This is a genomic window from Sphingosinicella sp. LHD-64, assembly GCF_031157375.1.
In the GTDB taxonomy this organism is placed as follows: Bacteria; Pseudomonadota; Alphaproteobacteria; order Sphingomonadales; family Sphingomonadaceae; genus Allosphingosinicella.
Window position 1 is genome coordinate 1050278 of the sequence record NZ_JAVIFV010000001.1, and the last position, 20460, is coordinate 1070737.

The following is a 20460-nucleotide window of genomic DNA, read 5'->3' on the forward strand; positions in this document are numbered from 1 at the left end:
GGCACGCGGATGGGATCAGCCGCGTTCGCCGCTCTGGACCGGCGCCTCGTAGACGGGCGGCGGGGGCGGCGGCGCCGGCGGACGGCCCTGATAATATTGGCCGTTGTGATAATAGCCGTCGGCATAGCCGTCATTGTCGCTGTCCGCCCAAACCGCACCGGCGATGCCGCCGACCGCGGCGCCGATCAGCGCGCCCTCGATCGGGCTCAGCCCGCCGATCAGCGCACCGGCGCCCGCGCCGGCCGCGGCGCCGATCGCCGCACCGGTGCCGGCGCTGGCGAGCGTGTCGCGATCTCCTTCATAGGTGGTGCAGGCACCCAACGATACGGCGCCGGCCATCAGCACGGCGAGCATCGGCTTCTTCATATGAGCCTCCCTGGCAAGTCAGAACGCCGGCGGGCAGACCCTTCGCATCGGTACACGGCGGATACAGCCCGCAAGCAGCATCCCCCCAACCAGAAGCGTTAACAAAGGTTCCGGCCCTGTGACGAACCGGGTGGCTCCGCGACCGCCATGACGGGCTTGGGCGCGATGAACCGATGCTATTTCGCGACGTGTCGCGGCGATATGGCAGGAAGGATCATGGCGTTCGGCTGGCCCTTGGATCGGGCGGGGAATTGGGCTTCAAGGGCCGGATGAGCCCGGCCATCCTCAGCTCCGCGATCATGGCCCTCGCTTTGATCCTGTTCATCAGCGACCGGATCCGGCCCGACGCGGTTGCGCTGATCGTGCTGCTGCTGGCCTGGGTCACCGGCCTGGTGTCGTTCGAGGAGGCGCTGGCGGGCTTCGCCGCGCCGGCGGTGATCATCGTCGCGGCGGTGCTCGTGGTCGGCCGCGCGGTCGAGCTGACTGGCGCGGCACGGGTGATGACGAGCTGGTTCGTGCCGCGCACCCGCTTCGTCTCGATCCGGATCGGCGGCGTGCTGCTGATGGGCGCCCTGCTCTCCGCCTTCATGAACAACATCGCCGCGCTCGCCATCACCATGCCGGTCGCGGTGACGGTGGCGCGCGAGCACAAGCTGCCAGACGGTGCCGTGCTGATGGCGCTCGCCTTCGCGACCATCCTCGGCGGCATCACGACCCTGGTCGGCACGCCGGCCAACCTCATCATCTCCTCGGTGCGCGAGGACCGGCTGGGCGAAGGGTTCGGCATGTTCGACATGACGCCGGCCGCCGCCGCGGTGGCGCTCGCCGGCGTGCTCTACCTCGCCATCATCGGCTGGCGGATCACCCCGCGTCGTGCCGGGGCCGGCGATGCGGCGCCGGACCAGCGATTGTTCGTGTTCGAGCTGAACCCGCCGATGGCCGCGTTCCAGGGAGCGCTGCTGCTGAGCGATGCCCGCCGGGCCTTGCGTTCCGCCGGCGCCTCGCTGCTTGCCGTCATCCGCGACGGCGTGCGGACCAGGCTGGAGACGGATGCGCGCATCCACCATGACGACCGGATCCTGGTGATGAGCCGGACGCCACCCTGGGAAGTGGCGCCGCGTGCCCGGCTGTTCTCCGACTTGGCATCGCATGATTCGCGCACCCAGCTCGCCCATGTCTCGGTGATGTTCGGATCGCCGCTGATCGGCGAGCCTTATGCGGCGGTCGAGGCGCGCTCGGGCGATGAGGTCGCGTTCGTCGCCGCCGGCCCGCGCGCGGCGCGGCTGCGTGAGGCGCTCGACACCAACCGGATCGAGTCGGGCGACCAACTTTATCTCCGCGGCAGCCCGGAAGCCCTGGCCCGGCTGGTCCGTTCCGCCCGCCTGCTCGAGATCGACCGCGAGACCGGGCCGGTCCGGCCGGGGCGGCATGCGATGCTGACCGTCGGCATCTACGCGCTCGCGGTTTTGGCCGCGACCTTGTTCGCCGTGCCGACGACCGCCGCCTTCCTGACGGCGGCGGTGGCGATCTGCCTGTTGCGGCTGATTCCGGCGGACGAAGCCTATCGGGCGATCGACCTGCCCGTCATCGTCCTCCTCGCCGCGCTGATCCCGGTCGGCCGCGAGTTCAACCAGGCCGGCGGCAGCGACGCCATCGCCCAGGCCTTCGCCGCCGCGCTGTCCGGCATGCCCCTCTCGGTAACCCTGTTCGCGCTCGGCCTCGCGACGATGATCCTGACCATCTTCCTCAACAATGTCGCGACCGCGATCGTCATGGGCCAGGTCGGCATCGCCGTCGCGACCACGCTCGGCATCCCGGTCGACGCCGCGCTGATCACCGTGCTGATCGGCTGCTCGTGCGACTTCCTGACTCCGATCGGACACCAGAACAACCTGCTCGTGATGCGGCCGGGCAATTACCGCTTCACCGATTATGCCCGCGTGGGCGCGCCGCTCTGTCTCATCGCCATCGGCGGCGCGGCGTTGATCCTCAGCCGAATCTATGGCTGATCCGGTTATGGGGTGCAGGCTCTAGGCTTCCTGCAGCTTGTGCCGCCGCATCGCGTGACGGAGCTGGTCGTAGGTAAGGCTGAGCGCCGCCGCCGCCGCCCGCTGGTTCCAGCGGCATTTCTCCAGCGCCGCAATGAGGATCGCCTTTTCATATTCGGCAATGGCGAGCCGATAGTCGGCGCAGGTGGCGGGATCCCAGCTGACGGACGCGGCCGCAGCGGCCAGGCCGCCCGCGGCGGGCGCTTCGGCCACGGGCGGAGCAGGTGCAGCGATCGCCTTGGCCGCCGCCGGCGCCCACGGGCTTTCGAACGGATCGAACTGGATGTCGCCGATCGGGCTGCTCTGGTCCTCCCAGCGATAGACCGCGCGCTCGATGACGTTCCTGAGCTCGCGGACGTTGCCGGGCCAGGCGTGCGCCAGCAGCCTGGCCATCGCCTCCTCGCTGAAGCCGGGCCAGACGTCCCATTCCAGCTCCAGTCCCATTCGCCGGCCGAAATGGTCGGCGAGGACGGGAATGTCGCTGTGGCGGTGGCGGAGTGGCGGCAGCGTCACCACCTCGAAGCTCAGGCGGTCGAGCAGGTCGGCGCGGAAACGACTCTGCTCGACCATGCGCGGCAGATGCTCGTTGGTCGCCGCGACGATCCGCACGTCGACCTGCATCGGCTTCGACGCACCGATGCGGGTGACCTCGCCATATTCGATCGCGCGGAGCAGCCGGTCCTGCGCCGGGCTGGAGAGCGTGCCCAACTCGTCGAGAAACAGCGTGCCGCCATTGGCCTCCTCGAACCGGCCGGGCCGCGCCTTGGTCGCGCCCGTGAACGCGCCGGCCTCATGGCCGAACAGCTCGGCCTCGATCAAAGTCTCGGGCAGCGCGGCGCAATTCATGATAATGAGGGGGCCGTCCCAGCGCGAGGAGAGGCGATGAAGCCGCTCGGCGATCAGCTCCTTGCCGGTGCCGCGCTCGCCGATCACCAGCACCGGCCGGTCGAGCGGCGCGGCGCGGCTCGCCCGCTCCACGGCGTCGAGGAAGGACGAGGATTGGCCGACCAGATGGGTATTGCGATCCATTCCCGCTACTTGGCGTATCTCACCAACTCTTGGCAAGAGGAGAGTGGCTCACGACACTCTTGTCCGCGGCACTTTTGGCACTTTTCCGGAGTTTTCCTGACCTGGCACGGGCTCTGCTTAACAGAAGCTGTCACCGCCGGATGGTCGGCGGGACGGGACCGAAGACCAAGGTTTCAGGAGACCGGACATGTTCAATTTCGAAGGCTTCACCCGGGTCGCCACCGCCGCGGTTGGCGCGCTCGTCCTCTCGACCCTCACGATTGCCGCCGCGGTCGGCCCGGCACGGGTGGCGGAGACCGCCCAGCCGGTCTACGCTTCCGTGCACAACGGGACCGTGGCGCATGGCTGAGCCGAAGCGGGTGGTGGTCGCGGCCGAGGAGCTTATCCGGATGAGCTCCCCGAACCGCGACGCCGGAACCCGCCCGGAACGGCCTTACGTTACAGCCAAGGAGTTCTTTCCCATGGGAATCTTTTCGCGGACGCGCGATATCATTGCCGCCAACGTCACCGATCTGCTCGACAAGGCCGAAGACCCGGCCAAGATGATCCGCATGATCATCCTCGAGATGGAGGAGACCCTGGTCGAGGTCCGCGCCTCGGCCGCCCGTACCATCGCCGACCAAAAGGAGATGCGCCGTCAGATCGACAAGCTCGGCCGGCTGCAGGACGGCTGGATCGAGAAGGCCGAGCTCGCCCTCTCCAAGGGCCGCGAGGATCTCGCCAAGGCCGCTTTGTTCGAGAAGCAGAAGGCCGCCGACATGGCCGATCAGCTCAAGGCCGAGATCGAGGTGCTCGACGACGCGCTGCGTGCCTCTGAGGCCGACATCGCCAAGCTCCAGACCAAGCTCCGGGAGGCGCGCGCCCGCCAGAACGCGATCATGACCCGCATGGAGAGCGCCAACAACCGGGCGCGCCTGCGCGAGCTGCATTCCGGCCCGAAGGTCGACGAGGCCTTCTCGCGCTTCGACGTGCTGGAGCGCCATGCCGACCTCGCCGAGGGCCATGCCGACGCGCTGAGCCTGGGGGGGCCGCCCAAGACGCTCGACGAGGAGATCGCCGAGCTCCGCAATGCCGACAAGGTCGATGCCGAGCTGGAGGCGCTGAAGGCCAGCCTTGCCAAGCGCACCAACGGCGGCACCGCCGAGACTAAGGAAGGCTGATCAGATGGAAGACGTGCTCGTACCCATCCTCGTCTGCGGCATGCTCTTCGTCGGCCTGCCCTGGATCATCCTGCACTATGTCAGCAAGTGGAAGACCTCCGCGACCCTGACCACCGAAGACGAGAACCTGCTCGACGAGCTGCACGATCTCGCCCGCCGCCTCGACGAGCGGATGATGACGATCGAGCGGATCGTCCAGGCCGACAACCCGAACTGGCGGTCGGTCGCCTACGACCCCGTCGAAGACGCGCTGGAGGACCGCTCCGAGCGGCTGCTGGGCCAGCGCACCAACCGCGCGACCTCAAGGAGGAACTGATGGCTTCGCCCCGCACCCGCTTCTACCTCGACAAGATGAACGCCAAATGGTCGGGGGTCTGTGCTGGCATTGCGGACTATACCGGGATGGACGTGACCCTGGTGCGCGTCGCCGTCATCGGCCTCACCTTCCTGACCGGGCCCTGGACCATTCCCGCCTATTTCCTCACCGCCTGGATGGCGCCGAGGAAGCCGACGGAGCTCTACGAGAGCAGCCGCGAGGAGCAGAAGTTCTGGCAGGGCGTGCGCGCCAATCCGCGCCGCACCGCCCGCGACGTCCGCTCGCGCTTCCGGGACATCGACCGCCGCCTCGCCGACATGGAGACCTACGTCACCAGCTCGAACAGCCGCCTCGCCCGCGAGATCGAAGAGCTGCGCTGAGCTGACCAGCAGGGGATTTTGAGATGGATTTCGCAGGACCTTCCTTCGTCATTGCGATCATCGCGATCTGCACGGCCGGATGGGTGATCAACAACTGGATCCGCGCGCGCCACGGCTATCCGCTCGAGAACGAATGGTCGGGCATGACCTATCGCGACGGCGAGCCGGCGAAGAACCGCCAGATCGAGTTGCTCTCCGACGAGAACGCCCAGCTCAAGGGCCAGATCGGCCGGCTCGAGGAGCGGCTCGCGGTACTCGAACGGATCGCCACCGACCCTGCCGAGCGCACCGCCCGCGAGATCGACAGCCTGCGCTGACTTCAATCAGGGAATACCAGCATGACCGCCAATACGCCCGAGAAACTGCAGTTCGTTTCCCAGCTTTTCCCGTTCATCGCGATCATCGTCAGCGTGTCGATCGCCGGCTGGGTTCTCACCACCTGGCTCCGGATCAAGAACGGCTATCCGCTCGACGGCGCCTGGGGCCAGGCGGTGTATCCGAAGAAGAACGAGGAGGTGATCGAGCGGGTGAAGCTGCTGAGCCAGGAGAATGCGCAGCTGCGCGCCGAGTTGGGATCGGTCAAGGACCGGCTCGCCAATGTCGAGCGGATCGTGACCGACGACAGCCACCGCCTGACGCAGGAGATCGAAGCCCTGCGCATCCCGAAGAACTGAGGGGGCTGTCACATGGACGGTTTCTGGAAGTTCGCGATCGTCTTCGTGGTGATCGGCATTCCGGTACTGGGCGGCATCTTCTACAGCCTCGCCGAGACCTGGATGAAACACCGGCGCAAGATGCTTGAGTTGCAATCGAAGCTCGCCGCCGAGAAGGCCGCGCAATATGCCGCCCATGTCGAGCGGCTGGAGCAGCGCGTGCGGGTGCTCGAGCGGATCGCGACCGACAAGGGCACGCACATCGCCGCCGAGATCGAGGATTTGCGCGAAGACCGTCCCAACTAGGGCGGCGCGGGCGCGAGGGAGAAGAAGGAATGCAGAGCAGCCACATCATGGTGATCATGATCATCCTGATCGTGATGATCGCCAGCGTGTTCAGAGCGAAATACCACCATGACCGGCGCCAGGGCCGGGGCGGCCAGGGCGCCGTCGAGACTGCCGAGACCCGGCAGCTGCGCGACGAGGTGAAGCAGCTGCGCGAGCGGCTCCAGGTGCTGGAGCGGATCACGGTCGAGAAGGAAAACAGCCTCGAGCGCGAGATCGAGAATCTCAGGGACCGATAGGACGCAGACATGGCCGATCCCGCCACCCTGTTCGCCCTGGCCGCCGCCGGCACGCTGGCGGTCGCGATCGCCGCCGGCGCCGCGCTGAAGGGGTGGCAGGATTGGCTCGAGCTCAGGCGGCTGGAGATCGAACGCAGCCACGGCCGGCGCAGCGCCGTGCCGGCCCGTCTCGAAATGGCGGACCTCAAGGATCGCGTGCGCCGCTTGGAGGCGATCGCCAGCGGGACGGACACCTAGCGCCGTTCCGGCGTGACTTGCCGCGGGCGCGTGCCTATCTGACGCCCATGTCCTTACAATCCCTCGACGACGCCTATGCCGATTACGCGCTGCTCGACGCGGACGACCGCTATCGGCTGCTGATCGATCTGGGCCGCGCGCTGGAGCCCATGCCGGAGGCGCTGAAGACCGATGCGACGCTGGTGCGCGGCTGCTCGGCGGCAGTCTGGGTCTATCCGGTGCCGCAGGCGGACGGACGGCTGCATTTCCTCGCCGACAGCAATGCGGCGATCACCAAGGGAATCGTCGCGCTGGTGCTGCTCGCGGTGCAGGATCGCAGCCCCGAGGAAATCCTGGCCACCGATATCGAGAACGCGCTCCTCCCGTTCGATCTCCGGAACCAGCTCAGTTCCAACCGCACCCAGGGTATCCCCAACATGATCGCCCTCGTTCGCGAGACCGCCGGGCGGCTGGTGGCATGAGCGATCCGCGGGGCGCGGGGGCGCCATTCGATCCCGCGCGGTTCATGTCCTATGTCAGCCGCCTCGGCCATGGCGGCGCGCTCGGCATCGCCTATCGGAATCATGGCGAGGACTGGATCGAGCTCGCCCTCCCCTACAGCGATGAGCTCGTCGGCATGCCGGAGAGCGGGATCATCGCCTCGGGGCCGATCATCAGCCTGATGGACATGGCGACCAGCCTGTCGATCTGGATCCGCCTCGGGCGGTTCCGCCCGCAGGCAACGCTCGATCTCAGGGTCGACTATCTGCGGCCCGCCGTCCCCGGTCGCACGATCGTGGGCCGGGCGGAATGCTACGGCGTCACCCGCAGCGTCAGCTTCGCCCGCGGCCTCGCCCATGACGGCGACGCCGCCGATCCGGTCGCCCATGTCAGCGCCGCCTTCATGGCGACGGATTAGGCCGTCGCCCGCCGCTCCTCGGCCTTCCTCAGCACCTCATAGGCGGCCTGGATCGCCTGGAAGCGCGCCGCGGCCTCGGCGTCGCCCGGCTTGACGTCGGGATGGTTGGCCTTGGCGAGGCGCCGCCAGGCGGCGCGCACGTCCTCGAAGCCGGCGTCGGAGTCCAGCTCCAGCACATCGAACGCCCGCATCTCGTCGCGGCTGCGGCTGCCATCGCCGGGGCCGCCCCATGCATAGTGGTTGGCCTGGGAGAAACCGCGCGCGTCGCGCCGCTCGTCGGCTTCGCGCGCCGCCGCATCCTCCGCGCTCAGCCCTTCGAAATAGTTCCAGCTGCGGTTGTACTCGGCGGCATGCGCCTCGCAGAAATACCAGCGTTCGGGGCTGTTCGGCGATTTGGGCGCGGGCCGGTCGCCGGGTAGGTCGCAGCCTTCGCGGTCGCAGGTGCGCACCGGCTCGGCCTGGCGCGTGGAGCCGTAGCCCCGCCAGCGCGGAAAGCCCCAGTCGTTCGATCGGCGCGATCGTGCCATATCCCCCAAATAGCCCTTCGGTCCGGCCACGCAAGCGCGCGGCTCACGCGGCGGGGGCGGGCGTCAGTCTGGGCGCGCGGGTCTCAGGCGAAGCCAGCCCGGCGTCGCTGCCGGTCGGTCGACGTGCGATGCTGAATCCGACGCAGATGCCGTCCGGCTCGTTGCGGGCGAAGACCGACCCGCCGTGGATGCGCGCGACCGCCCGCACGATCGCCAGGCCGAAGCCGTGGCTGTCATGGCTGTTGGGACGCGCCGGATCGACCCGGTAGAAGCGGTCGAAAATCCGCTCCAGATGCTCGGGCGCGAGCGGCGCGCCGGGATTGGAGACGCTCACCGTGACGCGGTCCTTCTCCTCCGCGATCCGTACGGTCACCCGCCCCGGAGTCCGGCCGTGGCGCACCGCATTGTCGAGGAGATTGGTGATCGCGCGGCCGAAGAGCGCCCGTTCGATCGGCACACGCGCATCGCCCTCGACCTCGACGGAGATTTCGGCTTCCTCGAACACCATCTCCATGAATTCGGCGCTCTTGCAGGTCTCCTCCGCCAGCGACGCGTCGGTGAAGCCCGCCGCCATCTCCCCCTGGTCGGCGCGCGCGAGGAACAGCATGTCGGCGACGATCCGCCGCAGCCGCTCGAGCTCCTCGAGATTCGAGTACAGGACTTCCTCGAGTTCCGCCGGCGCGCGGTGGCGAGAGAGGGCGACCTCGGTCTCTCCGATCAGGTTGGCGAGCGGCGTCCTGAGTTCATGGGCCGCGTCGGCGCTGAAGGTGGACATCCGCTGGTAGCTGTCCTCCAGCCGGTCGAGCGCGTCGTTGAGCGACAGCACCAGACCCGCCAGCTCGTCCGGCAGCTTCTCGGTGGGCAGCCGCCGCGACAGGTCCTTGGCGCCGAGCAGGCGGGCGTGATCAGACAACCGATCGACCGGCGCCAGGCTGCGCCGCGCGATCAGCCAGCCGAGCGCAGAGACGCTACCGACCCCGAGCAGCGAAAAGACGAAGATGCCGAACGCCAGGCCGGCGGCGCTCATGTCGACATATTTGGTGCTGGAGGCGACGGCGAGGCGCACCTCGGGCCGTTCGTCCTCGCGGGCAATGGTCCGGGCCAGAGTGAAATAGCGCCGATTCTCGACCGCGATCGCGTCGAAGCCGTCCTGGAGACCGACCCATTGGTCGCGGCTCAAAAAGTCGGCGTCGACGCGATAGGCGGGATCCGGACTGTCGATCACGAAATGGAGACTGACGTCGGCCTCGGCGAGATCGTCGAGCTTGTCGACCAGCTGCCGCCACTTCGCCGGCGTGTCCGAATGGCGCACGAGCTGCTCGACGATGGCGAAGCTGGCCGCCATCTCTTCCTGCTTGTGCCGGCGCAGCTCGCGCGATTCGACCAGATAGAAAGCCGCGCCGCCAAGCGCGGTGACGAGCGTCACCGCCAGCCCGAACATGAGCGCGACCCGCCCCGCGACCGACGTCGCCCTCATGCCGGCGTCTCGTCGCGCTGTTCGAGCACATAGCCCATGCCACGCACGGTATGGAGCAGCTTCTCCTCCCCCGGCGCCTCGAGCTTGGCGCGCAGCCGCTTGACCGCGACCTCGACGACATTGGTGTCGGTGTCGAAATTGATGTCCCAGACGAGCTCGGTGATGACCGTCTTCGACAGGATCTCCGATTGCCGCCGCGCGAGCAGCGCCAGCAGCGCGAACTCCTTGGCGGTGAGGTTGAGCTTGCGCTTGCCCCGTGTGGCGCGGCGGGCGACGAGATCGACGCGCAGGTCCGCGACCTCGACATGGGGAACCTGCTGCGCCCGCCCGCGCCGCAGGATCGCCTGCAGGCGCGCCAGCAGTTCGAGGAACGAGAACGGCTTCACCAGATAATCGTCGGCGCCTGCGCCGAGCCCGTTCAGGCGGTCCTCGACCGTGTCGCGAGCGGTCAGCATGATGACCGGCGTGTCGTTGGGCGCGGCGCGCAGGCCCTTGAGCAGGCCGACTCCGTCGAGACCGGGCAGCATCACGTCGAGAATGATCGCATCATAGGCGCCGGTCAGCGCCAGATGCAGGCCGTCCACCCCGTCACGCGCATGGTCGACGCTGTAGCCCTGCTCGCCAAGTCCGCGGCGCAGATATTGGACGGTTTTCGGCTCGTCTTCGACGATCAGTATCTTCACAATGCTCCGCCCAGGCCGTGCCAATGATTTACGCGCGCAATCTGCGCGGCTGATAGCGTCTGGAAACGGATGCGAGAACCTCCAACCGCGGGGAACACCCCGACATTTGTCTCGCTTCATCTCGCATGTGCGAAAACCCCGACGGTGGCGGTGCAGGCGGGTGGGCCAGGGACGGACACACACGCCGCACTGCGCTTCGGGTCACGACACCAAGCTACGGATGCCGGTGACCGCCTCGAGCCCCGCGGGGCCGGGATTCGACCGCCACGCGCCGGAGAAATCCACCCGTCGGCAGCGTCGACTGCAGTTCCAGCGGCATGACTGCCCCTGAAAACAAGGTGTTGCAGCGACGCATTCGCGCACGCCGGGAGGGAAAGAGACGGACCTCCGCCTCAGGCCAATCCCCGCACCGCACGAGATCGCGCATCACTTTCCCGGCGCCGCGAAATTGGCCATCGGGCCGGGTTAGTCGCGCCGACAGGTCTTTACGCTGACATGAAAATGACAGTTTCGTCAGCATGCGGACGAGGACAGCTTTGTCAGGTTCATGTCAGTTTGCTGCAATGCGGCATCTCTATGCTTGGTCCGTTCGCAGTCGCCGCATGGCGGCAGCCAGTGTCGACCAATCGTGGAGCTTTGCGTGCCATCCTCGACCCCCCTCCTCTCGAGCTGGCGGCAGGACCTGCCGTCCTCGATCGTCGTCGCCCTCGTGGCGCTTCCCCTCTGCCTCGGCATCGCGCTGGCCTCCGGCGCGCCACTCTTCTCCGGCCTGATCGCCGGCATCGTCGGCGGCATCGTCGTCGGCCTGCTGAGCCGCTCGCCGCTGTCGGTCAGCGGCCCGGCCGCCGGCCTCACCGTCATCGTGCTCGCCGCGATCACGTCGATGCCGAGCTACGGCGCCTTCCTGCTCGCGGTGGTGCTCGCCGGCGTCCTGCAGATGGCCTTCGCCTCGGCCCGTTCGGGCATCCTCAGCGAGTTCGTGCCCTCCTCGGTCATCACCGGGATGCTGGCCGCGATCGGCCTCATCCTGATCCTCAAGCAGATCCCGCACGCGATCGGCTATGACGGCGACTATGAAGGCAGCTTCGCCTTCCTCCAGCCGGATGGCCGCAACACCTTCTCGACGATCTGGCATGTGCTGCAGGAGCAGATCGTGCCGGGCGCCGTGGTGATCGCCGTCGCCTCGGTCGCCTTCCTGTTCTGGTGGGACAAGGCCAAACCCAAGGACGGGCCACTGAAGCTCCTCCCGGGCCCGCTCGTCGTCGTCCTCTTCGCCGTCGTCGCCAACGCGCTGTTCGGCGAGGTCGCCCCGTCGCTCCACATCGCGCCGAGCCACCTCGTCCAGGTGCCGGTGCCGGACGATCTCGCCGGCTTCGTCGGCCTGTTCAGCCTGCCCGACTTCGGCGCGATCGCCGAGCCGATCGTCTGGACGACCGCGCTGACCCTCGCCCTCGTCGCCAGCCTCGAATCCCTGCTCGCGGTCAAGGCGATCGACGAGCTCGACCCTGAGCGCCGCGTCACCGACAAGAATCGCGAATTGCTCGCCCAGGGCGGCGGCAATGTCGTCTCCGGCATGCTCGGCGGCCTGCCGGTCACCTCGGTGATCGTGCGCAGCTCGGCCAATGTCGATGCCGGCGCCAACAGCCGCTTCTCGACCGTCCTGCACGGCTTCTGGCTGCTGCTCAGCGTGCTGCTGATCCCCACCGTGCTCAACCTGATCCCGCTCGCGGCGCTCGCCGCGGTGCTGATCGCCACCGGCTACAAGCTCACCAAGCCGGCTTTGTTCGTCGAGCGCTACGCCCAGGGCTGGAGCCAGTTCGTGCCGTTCGTCGCGACCATCCTCGCGATCCTGGTGACCGACCTCCTGACCGGCATCGTCATCGGCCTCGGCATCGGCTTCGCGTTCGTGATCGCGCGCAACTTCCGCCCGGCGATCAGCTTCGTCCATGACGGCAAGGACGTGCTCGTCCGGGCGCGGCGCAATCTCTACTTCATCCACAAGGTGGAATTGCAGAACGCCCTCGCCAGGGTGCCGGACGGCAGCGACGTGCTGATCGACCTCTCCAGCACCGAATATGTCGATCTCGACAATATCGAGATCATCAATGATTTCATCCGCGGCGGCGAATATCGCGGCATCCACGTCGTGGTGCGCGGCGACCTCGCCAACCGCACCGCGCCCCGGATCGAGGCGCCCCGCAAGGAGGTTGTGTTCGCATGAGAGACTATCGCCAGCTCCTCCTCGCCAACCGCGCCTGGGCGGCCGAACATCTCGAGGAACGCGAGGATTATTTCGCGCAGCAGACCCAGGGGCAGAAGCCGCAATTCCTGTGGATCGGTTGCTCGGACAGTCGGGTCGCGCCGGAGCAGATGACGATGACGCCCCCGGGCGGCATGTTCATCCACCGCAACGTCGCCAACCTGGTCGACGAGAACGACCTCAACCTGGTCTCGGTGCTGCAATATGCGGTGACGGTGCTGAAGGTGCGCCACATCATCGTCTGCGGCCATTATGGCTGCGGCGGCGTGCAGGCGGCGCTGAAAGGCGGCACGACCGGGCCGGTCGATACCTGGCTCGCCAACGCTCGTGCGGTCTACCGCGACCATGAAGACGAGATCGAGGCGATGGAGGGCGAGGCCGCCAAGGTGAACCGCCTGGTCGAATGCAACGTGCGCGACCAGCTCGTCCATCTCGCCCGCACGGAGATCGTCCAGAACGCCTTCGCGGAAGGGCAGGAGCTCTATCTGCATGGCTGGGTCTACGGCATGCGCGACGGCCTCATCCATCCGCTGATGGAGATCGACGCGGAGACCGACCTCGCCGAGGTCGGCCGCCCGGACCGTGTGCTGGTCTGAGAGAAATGCGGCGGCGGCGCCTGCCGCCGCCGCAATGTCGAAAGAGCCAGAGGGCCTGTAAGCCGGGTTCTGTCCGGCGGCCGAAACCGCCTGTGCGACCATTCCTCTAGGCGACGGATCGCTCCGCCGCTCAAGCAACCAACCCGGGCGACGGGCTGGAACGAAGCCCATGTGCCGCCCCTATTCGGTCTTGCTCCCGGTGGGGTTTACCATGCCGCTCCCGTTGCCGGGCGCGCGGTGGGCTCTTACCCCACCCTTTCGACCTGACCGGCCCGAAGGCCGGCGGATTGCTTTCTGTGGCACTGTCCCTGGGGTCACCCCCGCCGGGCGTTACCCGGCACCGTCGTTCCATGGAGCCCGGACTTTCCTCGCGCGGCTCACGCCGCCCGCGGCCGCCCGGCCCTCTGGCGGGAGGAATATAGCGATCATCCGGTGCAGGCGTAACCCCCGGTCGCACCCAGCGTCAGCTTTCCGAAATCGACGCCCGCGCGGCGACTACCCACGGCGCACAATCATATCCCAGCGATAGCGGGGAATGCCCGAGGCCGCCGGGCCGATGTCAGTGGCGAGCACCATCGCGGGACGGATGTTCGTGCTCAGCAACGCATCGGTGGCATTGAGCGGCTCCCCGGGGAAGTACATCTGCGCTACGAGCCGATCGACGCGGCCGCTCAGATCGAAGTGGATATGCGGTGTGCGCATGCCCCGGCGTCCGCCTGGATAGGCGCCGGGCTTGATGGTGACGATGCGATATTCTCCGGCAGTGTCGGTGGTGACTCGGGCATAGCCCTGAAAATTGGGATCGAGCGGCGCCGGATTGTCGTCGCTCGGATGCGCGTAGCGCCCGGCCGCGTTCGCCTGCCAGATTTCCAGTTCGGCGTCGGGAACCGGGCGCCCCGCCAAGTCCATGACCCGCCCCGAGACCTCGATGACCTGGCCGGCGGCACGCTCCCGGCGACCGACAATTCTCGTCAGATCCGCATCGTGGTCTACCGGCTTGGCGATCGGATAGAACGGGCCCACAATCTCTTGCGGGGTCGGCTCGAGCCGGTTGCGGGGATCTTGCGAGAAGGCAGGCGCCGCGACCACGGCGCCCGCGAAATGACCGAGAAGCTGGCGTCGGGACAAGAGCATGCCGCGTCCCCCGAAATTTGCTTGTCCGACGACATTAGCACGACCGGTGTGGAAACGCCCGCCTTTGTCGGCTTCGATCCACTACCCCGCGCATTCGGATCGCCGGCCCGATTTTCTTGCCCAGGGAAGCTGAAACTTATGAAGTTTCCGCGCCCGGTCGCCACTCAATCCTCCCCGCGCGGCTGGGGCAGCAGCAACGCGAGCAGCAGCGCGCGGCATTCGCCGTCGATCGTGCCGTCGATCAGTTCGGGGCGGAAGCGGCGCTGGAAGGCGACGGTGGCGGCGAGCGGATCGGCGACGTCATAGCCGAACCGTTCGAGCGCGAGCAGGAAGCCACCGTCGGTCCAGTTCGGGTCCATGAGGTTCTTCGTCGGCCGTGGCAGCGCGAGCCGCAGGCGCGCGAGCCGCCCCCAGGGGAAGAGCTCGCCCGGATCCTGCTTGCGCGCGGGCGCGATGTCGGAGTGGCCGACGATGTTGCCGCGGGTGACGCCGTGGCGGTCCTTGATGTCGGAGACGAGCGGGATCAGCGCCTCGATCTGCGCTTCCGGGAACGGGCGGTAGCCGAATTCGTGGCCGGGATTGACGATCTCGATCCCGATCGAGCAGCCGTTGAGCGCGGTCACCCCCCGCCAGTAGGATTTGCCGGCATGCCAGGCGCACTTGTCCTCCGGCACCATGCGCAGCACCCGGCCGTCCTCGTCGACGAGATAGTGGCAGGAGACCCGCGCCTCGGGATCGCACAGGCGTTCGATCGCCGCCTCGGCGCTTTCCATGCCGGTATAATGGAGCACGATGACCGAGATCGGCCGATCCCGCTCGTCGAAATTGGGCGACAGGCAATCGATGATCGCGTCCACTCGGCATTTACCGCGCGAAAGCGCGCGCGCGTCAAGCGGTTCAGGCGACCCGGGCGGTGGCGGCCGACCTGGCGGGCGCGGGAACATAGAGTCCGCGATGCTGCGAATCGGAAACGAACTTGTCGGTCTGCCCGAGCACCGTTTCGCCGGCGCCGAGCATCAGCGCGCCGTCCGGCGCGATCGCCGCGGCCATGCGGTTGAATGCCATCCGCCGCATCTCCGGCGCGAAGTAGAGCAGGACGTTGCGGCACAGGATGATGTCGAACCGGCCCGGCGACGGCGGCGGCTCGATGATGTTGCCGACCTCGAAGCGGACAGCCTCGCGCAGCTTCTTCGCGATCTGCCATTCGCCGCCGCCCAGCTCCTCGAACCAGCGCACCATCTGCATAACCGGCAGGCCGCGCTGCACTTCGAACTGGGAATAGGTGCCCGAACGGGCACGCTCGACCGCCGAGCGCGAGAGATCGGTCGCGACGATCTCGATCCGCCAGCCGAGCCAGCGGTTCGGCTCGTCGGCGAAGCTCATCGCCAGCGAATAGGCTTCCTGTCCGGTCGAGCAGCCGGCGCACCAGATCGTGATCCGCCGCTCGCGGGCGCGGGCCTTCTCCAGCTTGGCGAGCGGGCCGCCGAGCAGCAGATCGAACGGCAGCTTGTCGCGGAAGAAATAGGTCTCGTTGTTGAGCAGCGCTTCGACCACCTGATCGGTCAGCGCCTTGTCGCGGCTCGAAACGAGCCGGGCGACGAGCTGGTCGAGGCTGGCGAAGCCGTGCTCGCGCAGGATCGAGGAGAGCGCACTGTCGATCCGCCAGCGGCGGCTGAACGTCAGCTGCTGGCCGCTGCGCGCCTCGAGCAGGCTGGCGAGGATGCGCTGGGAAGCACTGCTCAATTCCATCACGCCATCTCCGCACGCAAAGCGATCCGCCGGGCAAGCTCGCGCGGCGGCAGAACCGCCGAGGCAAGCCCCGCCTCGGCGACGCAGCGCGGCATGCCCCAGATCGCAGACGAGAACTCGTCCTGGGCGAGCATGATCCCGCCAGCCTCGACGAGCTTGCCGGCACCGATCACCCCGTCGCGGCCCATGCCGCTCAGCATCACGCCGGCGCCGGTGTCGCCATAGACCTCGGCCACCGCCGCCAGCATCGGATCGACCGAGGGGCAACACCCCGACGGCGCCCGGCGGCGATTGAGACGCACCCTGACCTCGCCACCGCTGCGATCGAGCTCCAGATGCGCGTCGCCGGGCGCGACCAGAACGACGTCGGGCGCGACCCGGCGCCCGTCCTCGGCGACCAGCACCTTGCGGTTGCACGCCGCTTCGAGCTGGCGGGCGAAATAGGACATGAAGATCGCCGGCAGATGCTGCGTCACCAGGATCGGCGCGCCGATCCGCGGCGGCAGCGCGCCTAGAAACCCGATCAGGGCATGAAGCCCGCCGGTCGATGCGCCGAGCGCGACGCAGCCGAGCGGCCGGTCCGGTGTGTCGCGCAGGTGAATCGGCCGCGACGGATGGGGCGTTGCGGCGACCGCGACTTCCCGCTCGCGCCCGGCGCGACCGATCCGTCTGAGCCGGTCGCCGAGCACCTGCGCGAAACGGCCGTTGAACGGGGAGCTGGCACCGGGCTTGGGCAGCGTATCGGCCGCGCCCTGTGCCAGCGCACGCACCGCAACCTCCGCGCCGTCCTCGGCCATCGACGAGACGACCAGCACGCGTGCGCCGCCGCCGGCTCGAATGATCAGCGGCAGGGCCTCGAGGCCGCTCGTTCCCGGCATCTCGACGTCGAGCAGGACGATGTCGACCGCCACGGACTTCAACGCATCGACCGCCTCGACCGAATTGCCGGCCAGCGCCACGACCTCGAAATCGGGATCCGACGCCAGCATCCGCGACAGCACCGCCCGGGCAACCGTCGAGTCGTCGACGATCATCAGGCGGATGGGCGCCTCGGTCGGCCCGTCAGGCCTCCGCCGCCGTTCAGGCGCCGGAAGCGCGTTCACGCCAGGCCGACGATCTGGAGCTTGCTGTGGATCGTCTCGCGGTCGAACGGCTTCATCACATATTCGTCCGCGCCGGCCGCGATCGCCGCGCGGATATGGCCGATGTCGTTCTCGGTCGTGCAGAACACGACCTTGGGCTGCGTCGGCTGGTCCGAACCGCGGAGCGCGCGCAGGAATTCCATGCCGCTCATCACCGGCATATTCCAGTCGAGCAGGATGACGTCGGGCATGGCCTCCTCGCAGCGGTTCAGCGCCTGACGGCCATCTTCTGCCTCGTCGACGGAAAAGTTCAGGGTTTCAAGGATGTGCCGGGCGACCTTGCGGATCACCTTGCTATCATCGACGACAAGACAGCTCTTCATTCTTCATGCTCCGTGACGGCGTCCAGACCATTAACGGCAAGAAGTAAGCACAACTTTAAAGGCTTACGCCGCCTGGGCCGCAGGCCCCGCAATGACGAGGTGCGGATCAACGAGCAGCAGCAGATCGCTGCCGGCATCGATCATGCCGATCGCAACCCGATCCCAGCCCGCGCCGATCGGCGCCCGCACCGCGAGTGGTGCGCCGTCCGTCTCGATCACGTCCTCGACCTCGTCGACGAGGAGCGCATAGGGATGCCCTCCCGAATTGACGACGACGGCCTCGATCAGGCCCTCGCCGAACGAACAGCCGAGTTCGAGCGATGCCATCGCGTCGATCACGGTCAGCACCCGGCTGCGAAGGGCCGAGAGGCCCGCGACATGAGCGGCGGCGCGCGGCGCCGGCGTCAGGCCTTCCAGTTCGACCACCGCCTCGACTTCCGAGGCAGGAATGGCGACGCGGCGTCCGGCCATGCGAACGATGAGGACGAGCTCAGCCATGCTTGCGATCCTTGCCGTGGCGCGAAAGCGCGCTGATCAATGCCGCGCGGTCGTAACGATAGATGCTGTTATCGCCCTCGTCCGGCTCAGGCCGTGCCCGAATACGCAACACTTCGCCGGCGGTGGACTGCGCCGCGCCGCCTGCCTCTGCACTGGCGATGACGATATCCGCCAAAACCTCCTCGCCTGCCGGGACGACGCGATAGCCGAGGCTCTCGATCAACGGGCGCAGAATATTGGCCATCCAGGGATCATCCGCGGGCAAGGCGCAGGTCGGCTGCTCCGCGCCGTCGGCCGCCTCGCCGGCAAAAGCGGCGAACAGCCAATAGGGGTCGACGATCTCGACCTGGTTGCCGTCGATCAGGGCGACGCCGGAAACCTCGCCAGGGACGAGCGCCGGCTGAAGGTCGATCGCGACCGCGCGGATATCGACGACTTCGGCAAAGCCGTAGGCGATCTCGGCCGCCCCGTCGGTGAGGCGGAGGATACGCAGCAGGCCCTCGGCCGGCGCTTCGGCACAGCCCGCCAGCGGCAGAATTCGCTCGCCCACCGGCACCCGCAGCCGGCCCGCGGTGAAGCTGATACTGTCGGCCGGAACATCCTCGATCCGCTCGACCACCGGCACGGGAACCGCGCGCAGGCCACCGTCGAGACCGCGGAACAGCAGCAATGTGCTTTCGCGCGTTTGCTCTGTCATGGCGTCGGCCGCAGGGCGATGCTCCACCTCCTGCTCGCCCGATCCTACGCCTGCCCGACTCGCCATGCCCGACGGATCGAGCAGCAGGATCGGCCGGCCGTCATCGGCCAGCGTCGTGCCCGCATAGAGGCCGGCGGCCATCACCAGCGGCGCGGCGGGCTTCACGACCAGCTCCTCATGGTCATGCACCGCATCGACCGCCAGCGCGTAGACGTCACCGCCGGCGGGCTTGAGAAGGATCAGCTTCTGCTCGTCGTCGGCGACCGCGGTGTCGACGCCGAGCAGGCCGGAGAGGCCGACCAGCGGCACGCGGCGGCCGCGGATCGTCGCGACATTGGCGTCGCCGAGCCGGTCGACCCGCACCGCCGCGCCGCGGGCACGCAGGATCTCCTCGATCGCCGAGCGCGGAATGGCGAAGATCTGGCCGCCCGCGCTGACCGTGAGCGCGGGAATGATCGTGAGCGTCAGCGGCACGCGGATAACGAGCTTCACGCCATGGCCGAGCCGCGAGTCGAGATCGACGACGCCACCGATCCGCTCGATATTCGCGCGCACCACGTCCATGCCGACGCCGCGGCCGGAAATCGCGGTCACCTGGCCGGCGGTCGAGAGGCCGGCCGCGAAGATCAGCTGAATGCGCTCGACATGCGACATGCGTTCCGCACGGTCGGACGTGACGATGCCGGCGGCGATCGCCTTGGCGACCAGCTTGTCGGCGTCGATTCCGCGGCCGTCGTCGGCGACCTCGATCAGGATCTGGTTGCCCGCCTGGCGCGCGGACACGCGCAGCACGCCGATCGCTTCCTTGCCGGCCTTCGCCCGGTCGGCGGAGGATTCGATGCCATGGTCGATCGCGTTGCGGACGATGTGACTCAGCGGATCGCGGATCATCTCGATCATCTCGCGATCGAGCTCGACGTCGCCGCCGTCCACCTCCAGCCGGACCTGCTTGCCGAGTTCGGACGAGAGGTCGCGGACCATCCGCGGCAGCGCGGCGAACAGGTTGTCGATCCGCTGCATGCGGGTGCGGGTGATGGCGTCGCGGATCTCGGCGATGCAGCCGGACACACGTTCGAAGGCCGCTTCGACGGCGACGTCGCGCTCGGCGTCGCGCAGGCGCCGGGCCAGCTCGTTGCGGGCGAGCACCGCGTCGGAAACGCCGCTCATCATCCGGTCAAGCAGGTCGACGGAGAGACGGATCGAGCGGACATTCTTGCGGCGCTCGAGATCGATGACCGGCGCGTCGGGCTCCGGCGTTGCGGTCGGAGCGGTCTCGACGTCCTCCTCCTCGTCCTCGCTCAGCGCGGCAATAAGCTGCTCGTCATCCTCGCTGGCCAACGAGTCCCCCGTTTCGAGGGCGTTCACAAGCTCGCCGATCCGGTCGATGACCGCGAGCACCGCGCTCACCAGCCTCGAATCGGCGGTGCGGCGGCCCGCGCGCACATCCGCCAGCACATCTTCAGCGGCATGACTCAGTTGCTGGAGACGCGGCAGATCGAAGAAGCCGCAATTGCCCTTGACGGTGTGGACGAAGCGGAAAATCTCGTCGAGCCGTTCGCGGTCGCCCGGCTCGGCCTCCCAGGCGACGATCGCGCCGGAAAGCGATTGCAGCATGTCGCGGGTTTCCGCGAGAAAGTCGTTGATCAGGTCGTCCATGGCCCCTCACCTGCGCGCCGCGGACTTATGGGACGGGCTTGGTTAAG

Annotated in this window: 26 protein-coding genes and 1 other RNA gene; 14 read left to right on the forward strand and 13 right to left on the reverse strand. The window is 67.9% G+C overall.

What is annotated here, in order from left to right; translation table 11 throughout:
* Positions 1 to 15: 15 nt before the first annotated feature.
* Positions 16 to 366 (reverse strand): YMGG-like glycine zipper-containing protein, encoded by a 351-nt coding sequence (locus tag RCO27_RS05055; protein WP_309001543.1) that lies wholly within the window; start codon positions 364 to 366, stop codon positions 16 to 18.
* Positions 367 to 635: 269 nt separating this feature from the next.
* On the opposite strand from RCO27_RS05055, the gene RCO27_RS05060 reads away from it, so the two are divergent.
* Positions 636 to 2375 carry an SLC13 family permease gene (locus RCO27_RS05060; RefSeq protein WP_309001544.1) on the forward strand — a complete coding sequence of 580 codons (1740 nt, stop codon included), beginning with the start codon at positions 636 to 638 and terminating at the stop codon, positions 2373 to 2375.
* A gap of 21 nt (positions 2376 to 2396) precedes the next feature.
* Here the strand turns inward: RCO27_RS05060 and pspF are convergent, their stop codons facing one another.
* Positions 2397 to 3443, reverse strand: a complete 1047-nt coding sequence (gene pspF, locus RCO27_RS05065) for a phage shock protein operon transcriptional activator (RefSeq protein WP_309001545.1) — start codon at positions 3441 to 3443, stop codon at positions 2397 to 2399.
* A 187-nt stretch (positions 3444 to 3630) separates the two neighbouring features.
* Between pspF and RCO27_RS05070 the strand changes: the two genes are divergently transcribed.
* From RCO27_RS05070 to RCO27_RS05120, 11 genes are all read left to right on the forward strand, one after another.
* A complete protein-coding gene (locus RCO27_RS05070; RefSeq protein WP_309001546.1) occupies positions 3631 to 3792 on the forward strand; it encodes a hypothetical protein in 162 nt (53 codons plus the stop codon).
* A gap of 112 nt (positions 3793 to 3904) precedes the next feature.
* A complete protein-coding gene (gene pspA / locus RCO27_RS05075) occupies positions 3905 to 4603 on the forward strand; it encodes a phage shock protein PspA (protein WP_309001547.1) in 699 nt (232 codons plus the stop codon).
* Positions 4604 to 4607: 4 nt separating this feature from the next.
* The gene (gene pspB / locus RCO27_RS05080; RefSeq protein ID WP_309001548.1) at positions 4608 to 4919 is read left to right on the forward strand and encodes an envelope stress response membrane protein PspB; all 312 of its coding nucleotides are present in this window, start codon (positions 4608 to 4610) and stop codon (positions 4917 to 4919) included.
* Entirely contained in the window at positions 4919 to 5299 is a 381-nt protein-coding gene (gene pspC / locus RCO27_RS05085; RefSeq protein WP_309001549.1) for an envelope stress response membrane protein PspC, read from the forward strand. Before pspB ends, pspC begins: the two co-directional genes overlap by 1 nt.
* Before the next feature lie 23 nt (positions 5300 to 5322).
* A complete protein-coding gene (locus RCO27_RS05090) occupies positions 5323 to 5616 on the forward strand; it encodes a hypothetical protein (RefSeq protein WP_309001550.1) in 294 nt (97 codons plus the stop codon).
* Positions 5617 to 5637: 21 nt separating this feature from the next.
* The gene (locus RCO27_RS05095; protein ID WP_309001551.1) at positions 5638 to 5973 is read left to right on the forward strand and encodes a hypothetical protein; all 336 of its coding nucleotides are present in this window, start codon (positions 5638 to 5640) and stop codon (positions 5971 to 5973) included.
* A 12-nt stretch (positions 5974 to 5985) separates the two neighbouring features.
* The gene (locus tag RCO27_RS05100; RefSeq protein ID WP_309001552.1) at positions 5986 to 6258 is read left to right on the forward strand and encodes a hypothetical protein; all 273 of its coding nucleotides are present in this window, start codon (positions 5986 to 5988) and stop codon (positions 6256 to 6258) included.
* A 29-nt stretch (positions 6259 to 6287) separates the two neighbouring features.
* On the forward strand, positions 6288 to 6536 hold the full coding sequence (locus RCO27_RS05105) for a hypothetical protein (protein ID WP_309001553.1): 249 nt from the start codon (positions 6288 to 6290) through the stop codon (positions 6534 to 6536).
* Between the two features lie 9 nt (positions 6537 to 6545).
* Positions 6546 to 6773: a hypothetical protein gene (locus RCO27_RS05110; protein WP_309001554.1), complete on the forward strand. Its 228-nt coding sequence runs from the start codon at positions 6546 to 6548 to the stop codon at positions 6771 to 6773.
* A 47-nt stretch (positions 6774 to 6820) separates the two neighbouring features.
* Positions 6821 to 7234, forward strand: a complete 414-nt coding sequence (locus tag RCO27_RS05115; protein WP_309001555.1) for a SufE family protein — start codon at positions 6821 to 6823, stop codon at positions 7232 to 7234.
* Positions 7231 to 7671: a PaaI family thioesterase gene (locus RCO27_RS05120; RefSeq protein WP_309001556.1), complete on the forward strand. Its 441-nt coding sequence runs from the start codon at positions 7231 to 7233 to the stop codon at positions 7669 to 7671. Before RCO27_RS05115 ends, RCO27_RS05120 begins: the two co-directional genes overlap by 4 nt.
* On the opposite strand, the gene RCO27_RS05125 is transcribed toward RCO27_RS05120, so the two are convergent.
* The 3 genes from RCO27_RS05125 to RCO27_RS05135 are packed head-to-tail and all read right to left on the reverse strand — an operon-like array spanning position 7668 to position 10358.
* Positions 7668 to 8198 carry a J domain-containing protein gene (locus RCO27_RS05125; RefSeq protein WP_309001557.1) on the reverse strand — a complete coding sequence of 177 codons (531 nt, stop codon included), beginning with the start codon at positions 8196 to 8198 and terminating at the stop codon, positions 7668 to 7670. The genes RCO27_RS05120 and RCO27_RS05125 overlap by 4 nt on opposite strands.
* A 43-nt stretch (positions 8199 to 8241) precedes the next feature.
* On the reverse strand, positions 8242 to 9675 hold the full coding sequence (locus tag RCO27_RS05130; protein WP_309001558.1) for a heavy metal sensor histidine kinase: 1434 nt from the start codon (positions 9673 to 9675) through the stop codon (positions 8242 to 8244).
* Complete coding sequence (locus RCO27_RS05135) at positions 9672 to 10358, reverse strand: heavy metal response regulator transcription factor (protein ID WP_309001559.1); 687 nt, start codon at positions 10356 to 10358, stop codon at positions 9672 to 9674. Before RCO27_RS05135 ends, RCO27_RS05130 begins: the two co-directional genes overlap by 4 nt.
* A 640-nt stretch (positions 10359 to 10998) precedes the next feature.
* On the opposite strand from RCO27_RS05135, the gene RCO27_RS05140 reads away from it, so the two are divergent.
* Both RCO27_RS05140 and RCO27_RS05145 read left to right on the forward strand, forming a co-directional pair.
* Complete coding sequence (locus tag RCO27_RS05140) at positions 10999 to 12579, forward strand: SulP family inorganic anion transporter (protein WP_309001560.1); 1581 nt, start codon at positions 10999 to 11001, stop codon at positions 12577 to 12579.
* Positions 12576 to 13214 carry a carbonic anhydrase gene (locus tag RCO27_RS05145; RefSeq protein ID WP_309001561.1) on the forward strand — a complete coding sequence of 213 codons (639 nt, stop codon included), beginning with the start codon at positions 12576 to 12578 and terminating at the stop codon, positions 13212 to 13214. Before RCO27_RS05140 ends, RCO27_RS05145 begins: the two co-directional genes overlap by 4 nt.
* Positions 13215 to 13256: 42 nt before the next feature.
* Here the strand turns inward: RCO27_RS05145 and rnpB are convergent.
* The 8 genes from rnpB to RCO27_RS05185 form a co-directional block, all read right to left on the reverse strand.
* An RNA gene (gene rnpB / locus RCO27_RS05150) (RNase P RNA component class A) lies at positions 13257 to 13622 on the reverse strand.
* An 87-nt stretch (positions 13623 to 13709) separates the two neighbouring features.
* Positions 13710 to 14342: a protocatechuate 3,4-dioxygenase gene (locus tag RCO27_RS05155; protein ID WP_309001562.1), complete on the reverse strand. Its 633-nt coding sequence runs from the start codon at positions 14340 to 14342 to the stop codon at positions 13710 to 13712.
* A gap of 170 nt (positions 14343 to 14512) precedes the next feature.
* On the reverse strand, positions 14513 to 15196 hold the full coding sequence (locus tag RCO27_RS05160; protein ID WP_374990366.1) for an N-acetylmuramoyl-L-alanine amidase: 684 nt from the start codon (positions 15194 to 15196) through the stop codon (positions 14513 to 14515).
* A gap of 49 nt (positions 15197 to 15245) precedes the next feature.
* Positions 15246 to 16097 (reverse strand): protein-glutamate O-methyltransferase CheR, encoded by an 852-nt coding sequence (locus RCO27_RS05165; protein ID WP_309001564.1) that lies wholly within the window; start codon positions 16095 to 16097, stop codon positions 15246 to 15248.
* Positions 16097 to 17131: a chemotaxis-specific protein-glutamate methyltransferase CheB gene (gene cheB / locus RCO27_RS05170; protein WP_309001565.1), complete on the reverse strand. Its 1035-nt coding sequence runs from the start codon at positions 17129 to 17131 to the stop codon at positions 16097 to 16099. Before cheB ends, RCO27_RS05165 begins: the two co-directional genes overlap by 1 nt.
* A 65-nt stretch (positions 17132 to 17196) precedes the next feature.
* Positions 17197 to 17562 carry a response regulator gene (locus tag RCO27_RS05175; RefSeq protein ID WP_309001566.1) on the reverse strand — a complete coding sequence of 122 codons (366 nt, stop codon included), beginning with the start codon at positions 17560 to 17562 and terminating at the stop codon, positions 17197 to 17199.
* Between the two features lie 63 nt (positions 17563 to 17625).
* Positions 17626 to 18060 carry a chemotaxis protein CheW gene (locus RCO27_RS05180; RefSeq protein WP_309001567.1) on the reverse strand — a complete coding sequence of 145 codons (435 nt, stop codon included), beginning with the start codon at positions 18058 to 18060 and terminating at the stop codon, positions 17626 to 17628.
* Positions 18053 to 20413, reverse strand: a complete 2361-nt coding sequence (locus tag RCO27_RS05185) for a chemotaxis protein CheA (protein ID WP_309001568.1) — start codon at positions 20411 to 20413, stop codon at positions 18053 to 18055. Before RCO27_RS05185 ends, RCO27_RS05180 begins: the two co-directional genes overlap by 8 nt.
* Positions 20414 to 20460 lie beyond the last annotated feature (47 nt).

What these genes read in the sequence shown, in the direction of transcription:
- RCO27_RS05055 (WP_309001543.1), bottom strand. Translation starts at nt 366, where the DNA reads ATGAAGAAGCCGATGCTCGCCGTGCTGATGGCCGGCGCCGTATCGTTG.
- RCO27_RS05060 (WP_309001544.1), top strand. Translation starts at nt 636, where the DNA reads ATGAGCCCGGCCATCCTCAGCTCCGCGATCATGGCCCTCGCTTTGATC.
- pspF (WP_309001545.1), bottom strand. Translation starts at nt 3,443, where the DNA reads ATGGATCGCAATACCCATCTGGTCGGCCAATCCTCGTCCTTCCTCGAC.
- RCO27_RS05070 (WP_309001546.1), top strand. Translation starts at nt 3,631, where the DNA reads ATGTTCAATTTCGAAGGCTTCACCCGGGTCGCCACCGCCGCGGTTGGC.
- pspA (WP_309001547.1), top strand. Translation starts at nt 3,905, where the DNA reads ATGGGAATCTTTTCGCGGACGCGCGATATCATTGCCGCCAACGTCACC.
- pspB (WP_309001548.1), top strand. Translation starts at nt 4,608, where the DNA reads ATGGAAGACGTGCTCGTACCCATCCTCGTCTGCGGCATGCTCTTCGTC.
- pspC (WP_309001549.1), top strand. Translation starts at nt 4,919, where the DNA reads ATGGCTTCGCCCCGCACCCGCTTCTACCTCGACAAGATGAACGCCAAA.
- RCO27_RS05090 (WP_309001550.1), top strand. Translation starts at nt 5,323, where the DNA reads ATGGATTTCGCAGGACCTTCCTTCGTCATTGCGATCATCGCGATCTGC.
- RCO27_RS05095 (WP_309001551.1), top strand. Translation starts at nt 5,638, where the DNA reads ATGACCGCCAATACGCCCGAGAAACTGCAGTTCGTTTCCCAGCTTTTC.
- RCO27_RS05100 (WP_309001552.1), top strand. Translation starts at nt 5,986, where the DNA reads ATGGACGGTTTCTGGAAGTTCGCGATCGTCTTCGTGGTGATCGGCATT.
- RCO27_RS05105 (WP_309001553.1), top strand. Translation starts at nt 6,288, where the DNA reads ATGCAGAGCAGCCACATCATGGTGATCATGATCATCCTGATCGTGATG.
- RCO27_RS05110 (WP_309001554.1), top strand. Translation starts at nt 6,546, where the DNA reads ATGGCCGATCCCGCCACCCTGTTCGCCCTGGCCGCCGCCGGCACGCTG.
- RCO27_RS05115 (WP_309001555.1), top strand. Translation starts at nt 6,821, where the DNA reads ATGTCCTTACAATCCCTCGACGACGCCTATGCCGATTACGCGCTGCTC.
- RCO27_RS05120 (WP_309001556.1), top strand. Translation starts at nt 7,231, where the DNA reads ATGAGCGATCCGCGGGGCGCGGGGGCGCCATTCGATCCCGCGCGGTTC.
- RCO27_RS05125 (WP_309001557.1), bottom strand. Translation starts at nt 8,198, where the DNA reads ATGGCACGATCGCGCCGATCGAACGACTGGGGCTTTCCGCGCTGGCGG.
- RCO27_RS05130 (WP_309001558.1), bottom strand. Translation starts at nt 9,675, where the DNA reads ATGAGGGCGACGTCGGTCGCGGGGCGGGTCGCGCTCATGTTCGGGCTG.
- RCO27_RS05145 (WP_309001561.1), top strand. Translation starts at nt 12,576, where the DNA reads ATGAGAGACTATCGCCAGCTCCTCCTCGCCAACCGCGCCTGGGCGGCC.
- RCO27_RS05165 (WP_309001564.1), bottom strand. Translation starts at nt 16,097, where the DNA reads ATGGAATTGAGCAGTGCTTCCCAGCGCATCCTCGCCAGCCTGCTCGAG.
- cheB (WP_309001565.1), bottom strand. Translation starts at nt 17,131, where the DNA reads ATGATCGTCGACGACTCGACGGTTGCCCGGGCGGTGCTGTCGCGGATG.
- RCO27_RS05175 (WP_309001566.1), bottom strand. Translation starts at nt 17,562, where the DNA reads ATGAAGAGCTGTCTTGTCGTCGATGATAGCAAGGTGATCCGCAAGGTC.
- RCO27_RS05180 (WP_309001567.1), bottom strand. Translation starts at nt 18,060, where the DNA reads ATGGCTGAGCTCGTCCTCATCGTTCGCATGGCCGGACGCCGCGTCGCC.
- RCO27_RS05185 (WP_309001568.1), bottom strand. Translation starts at nt 20,413, where the DNA reads ATGGACGACCTGATCAACGACTTTCTCGCGGAAACCCGCGACATGCTG.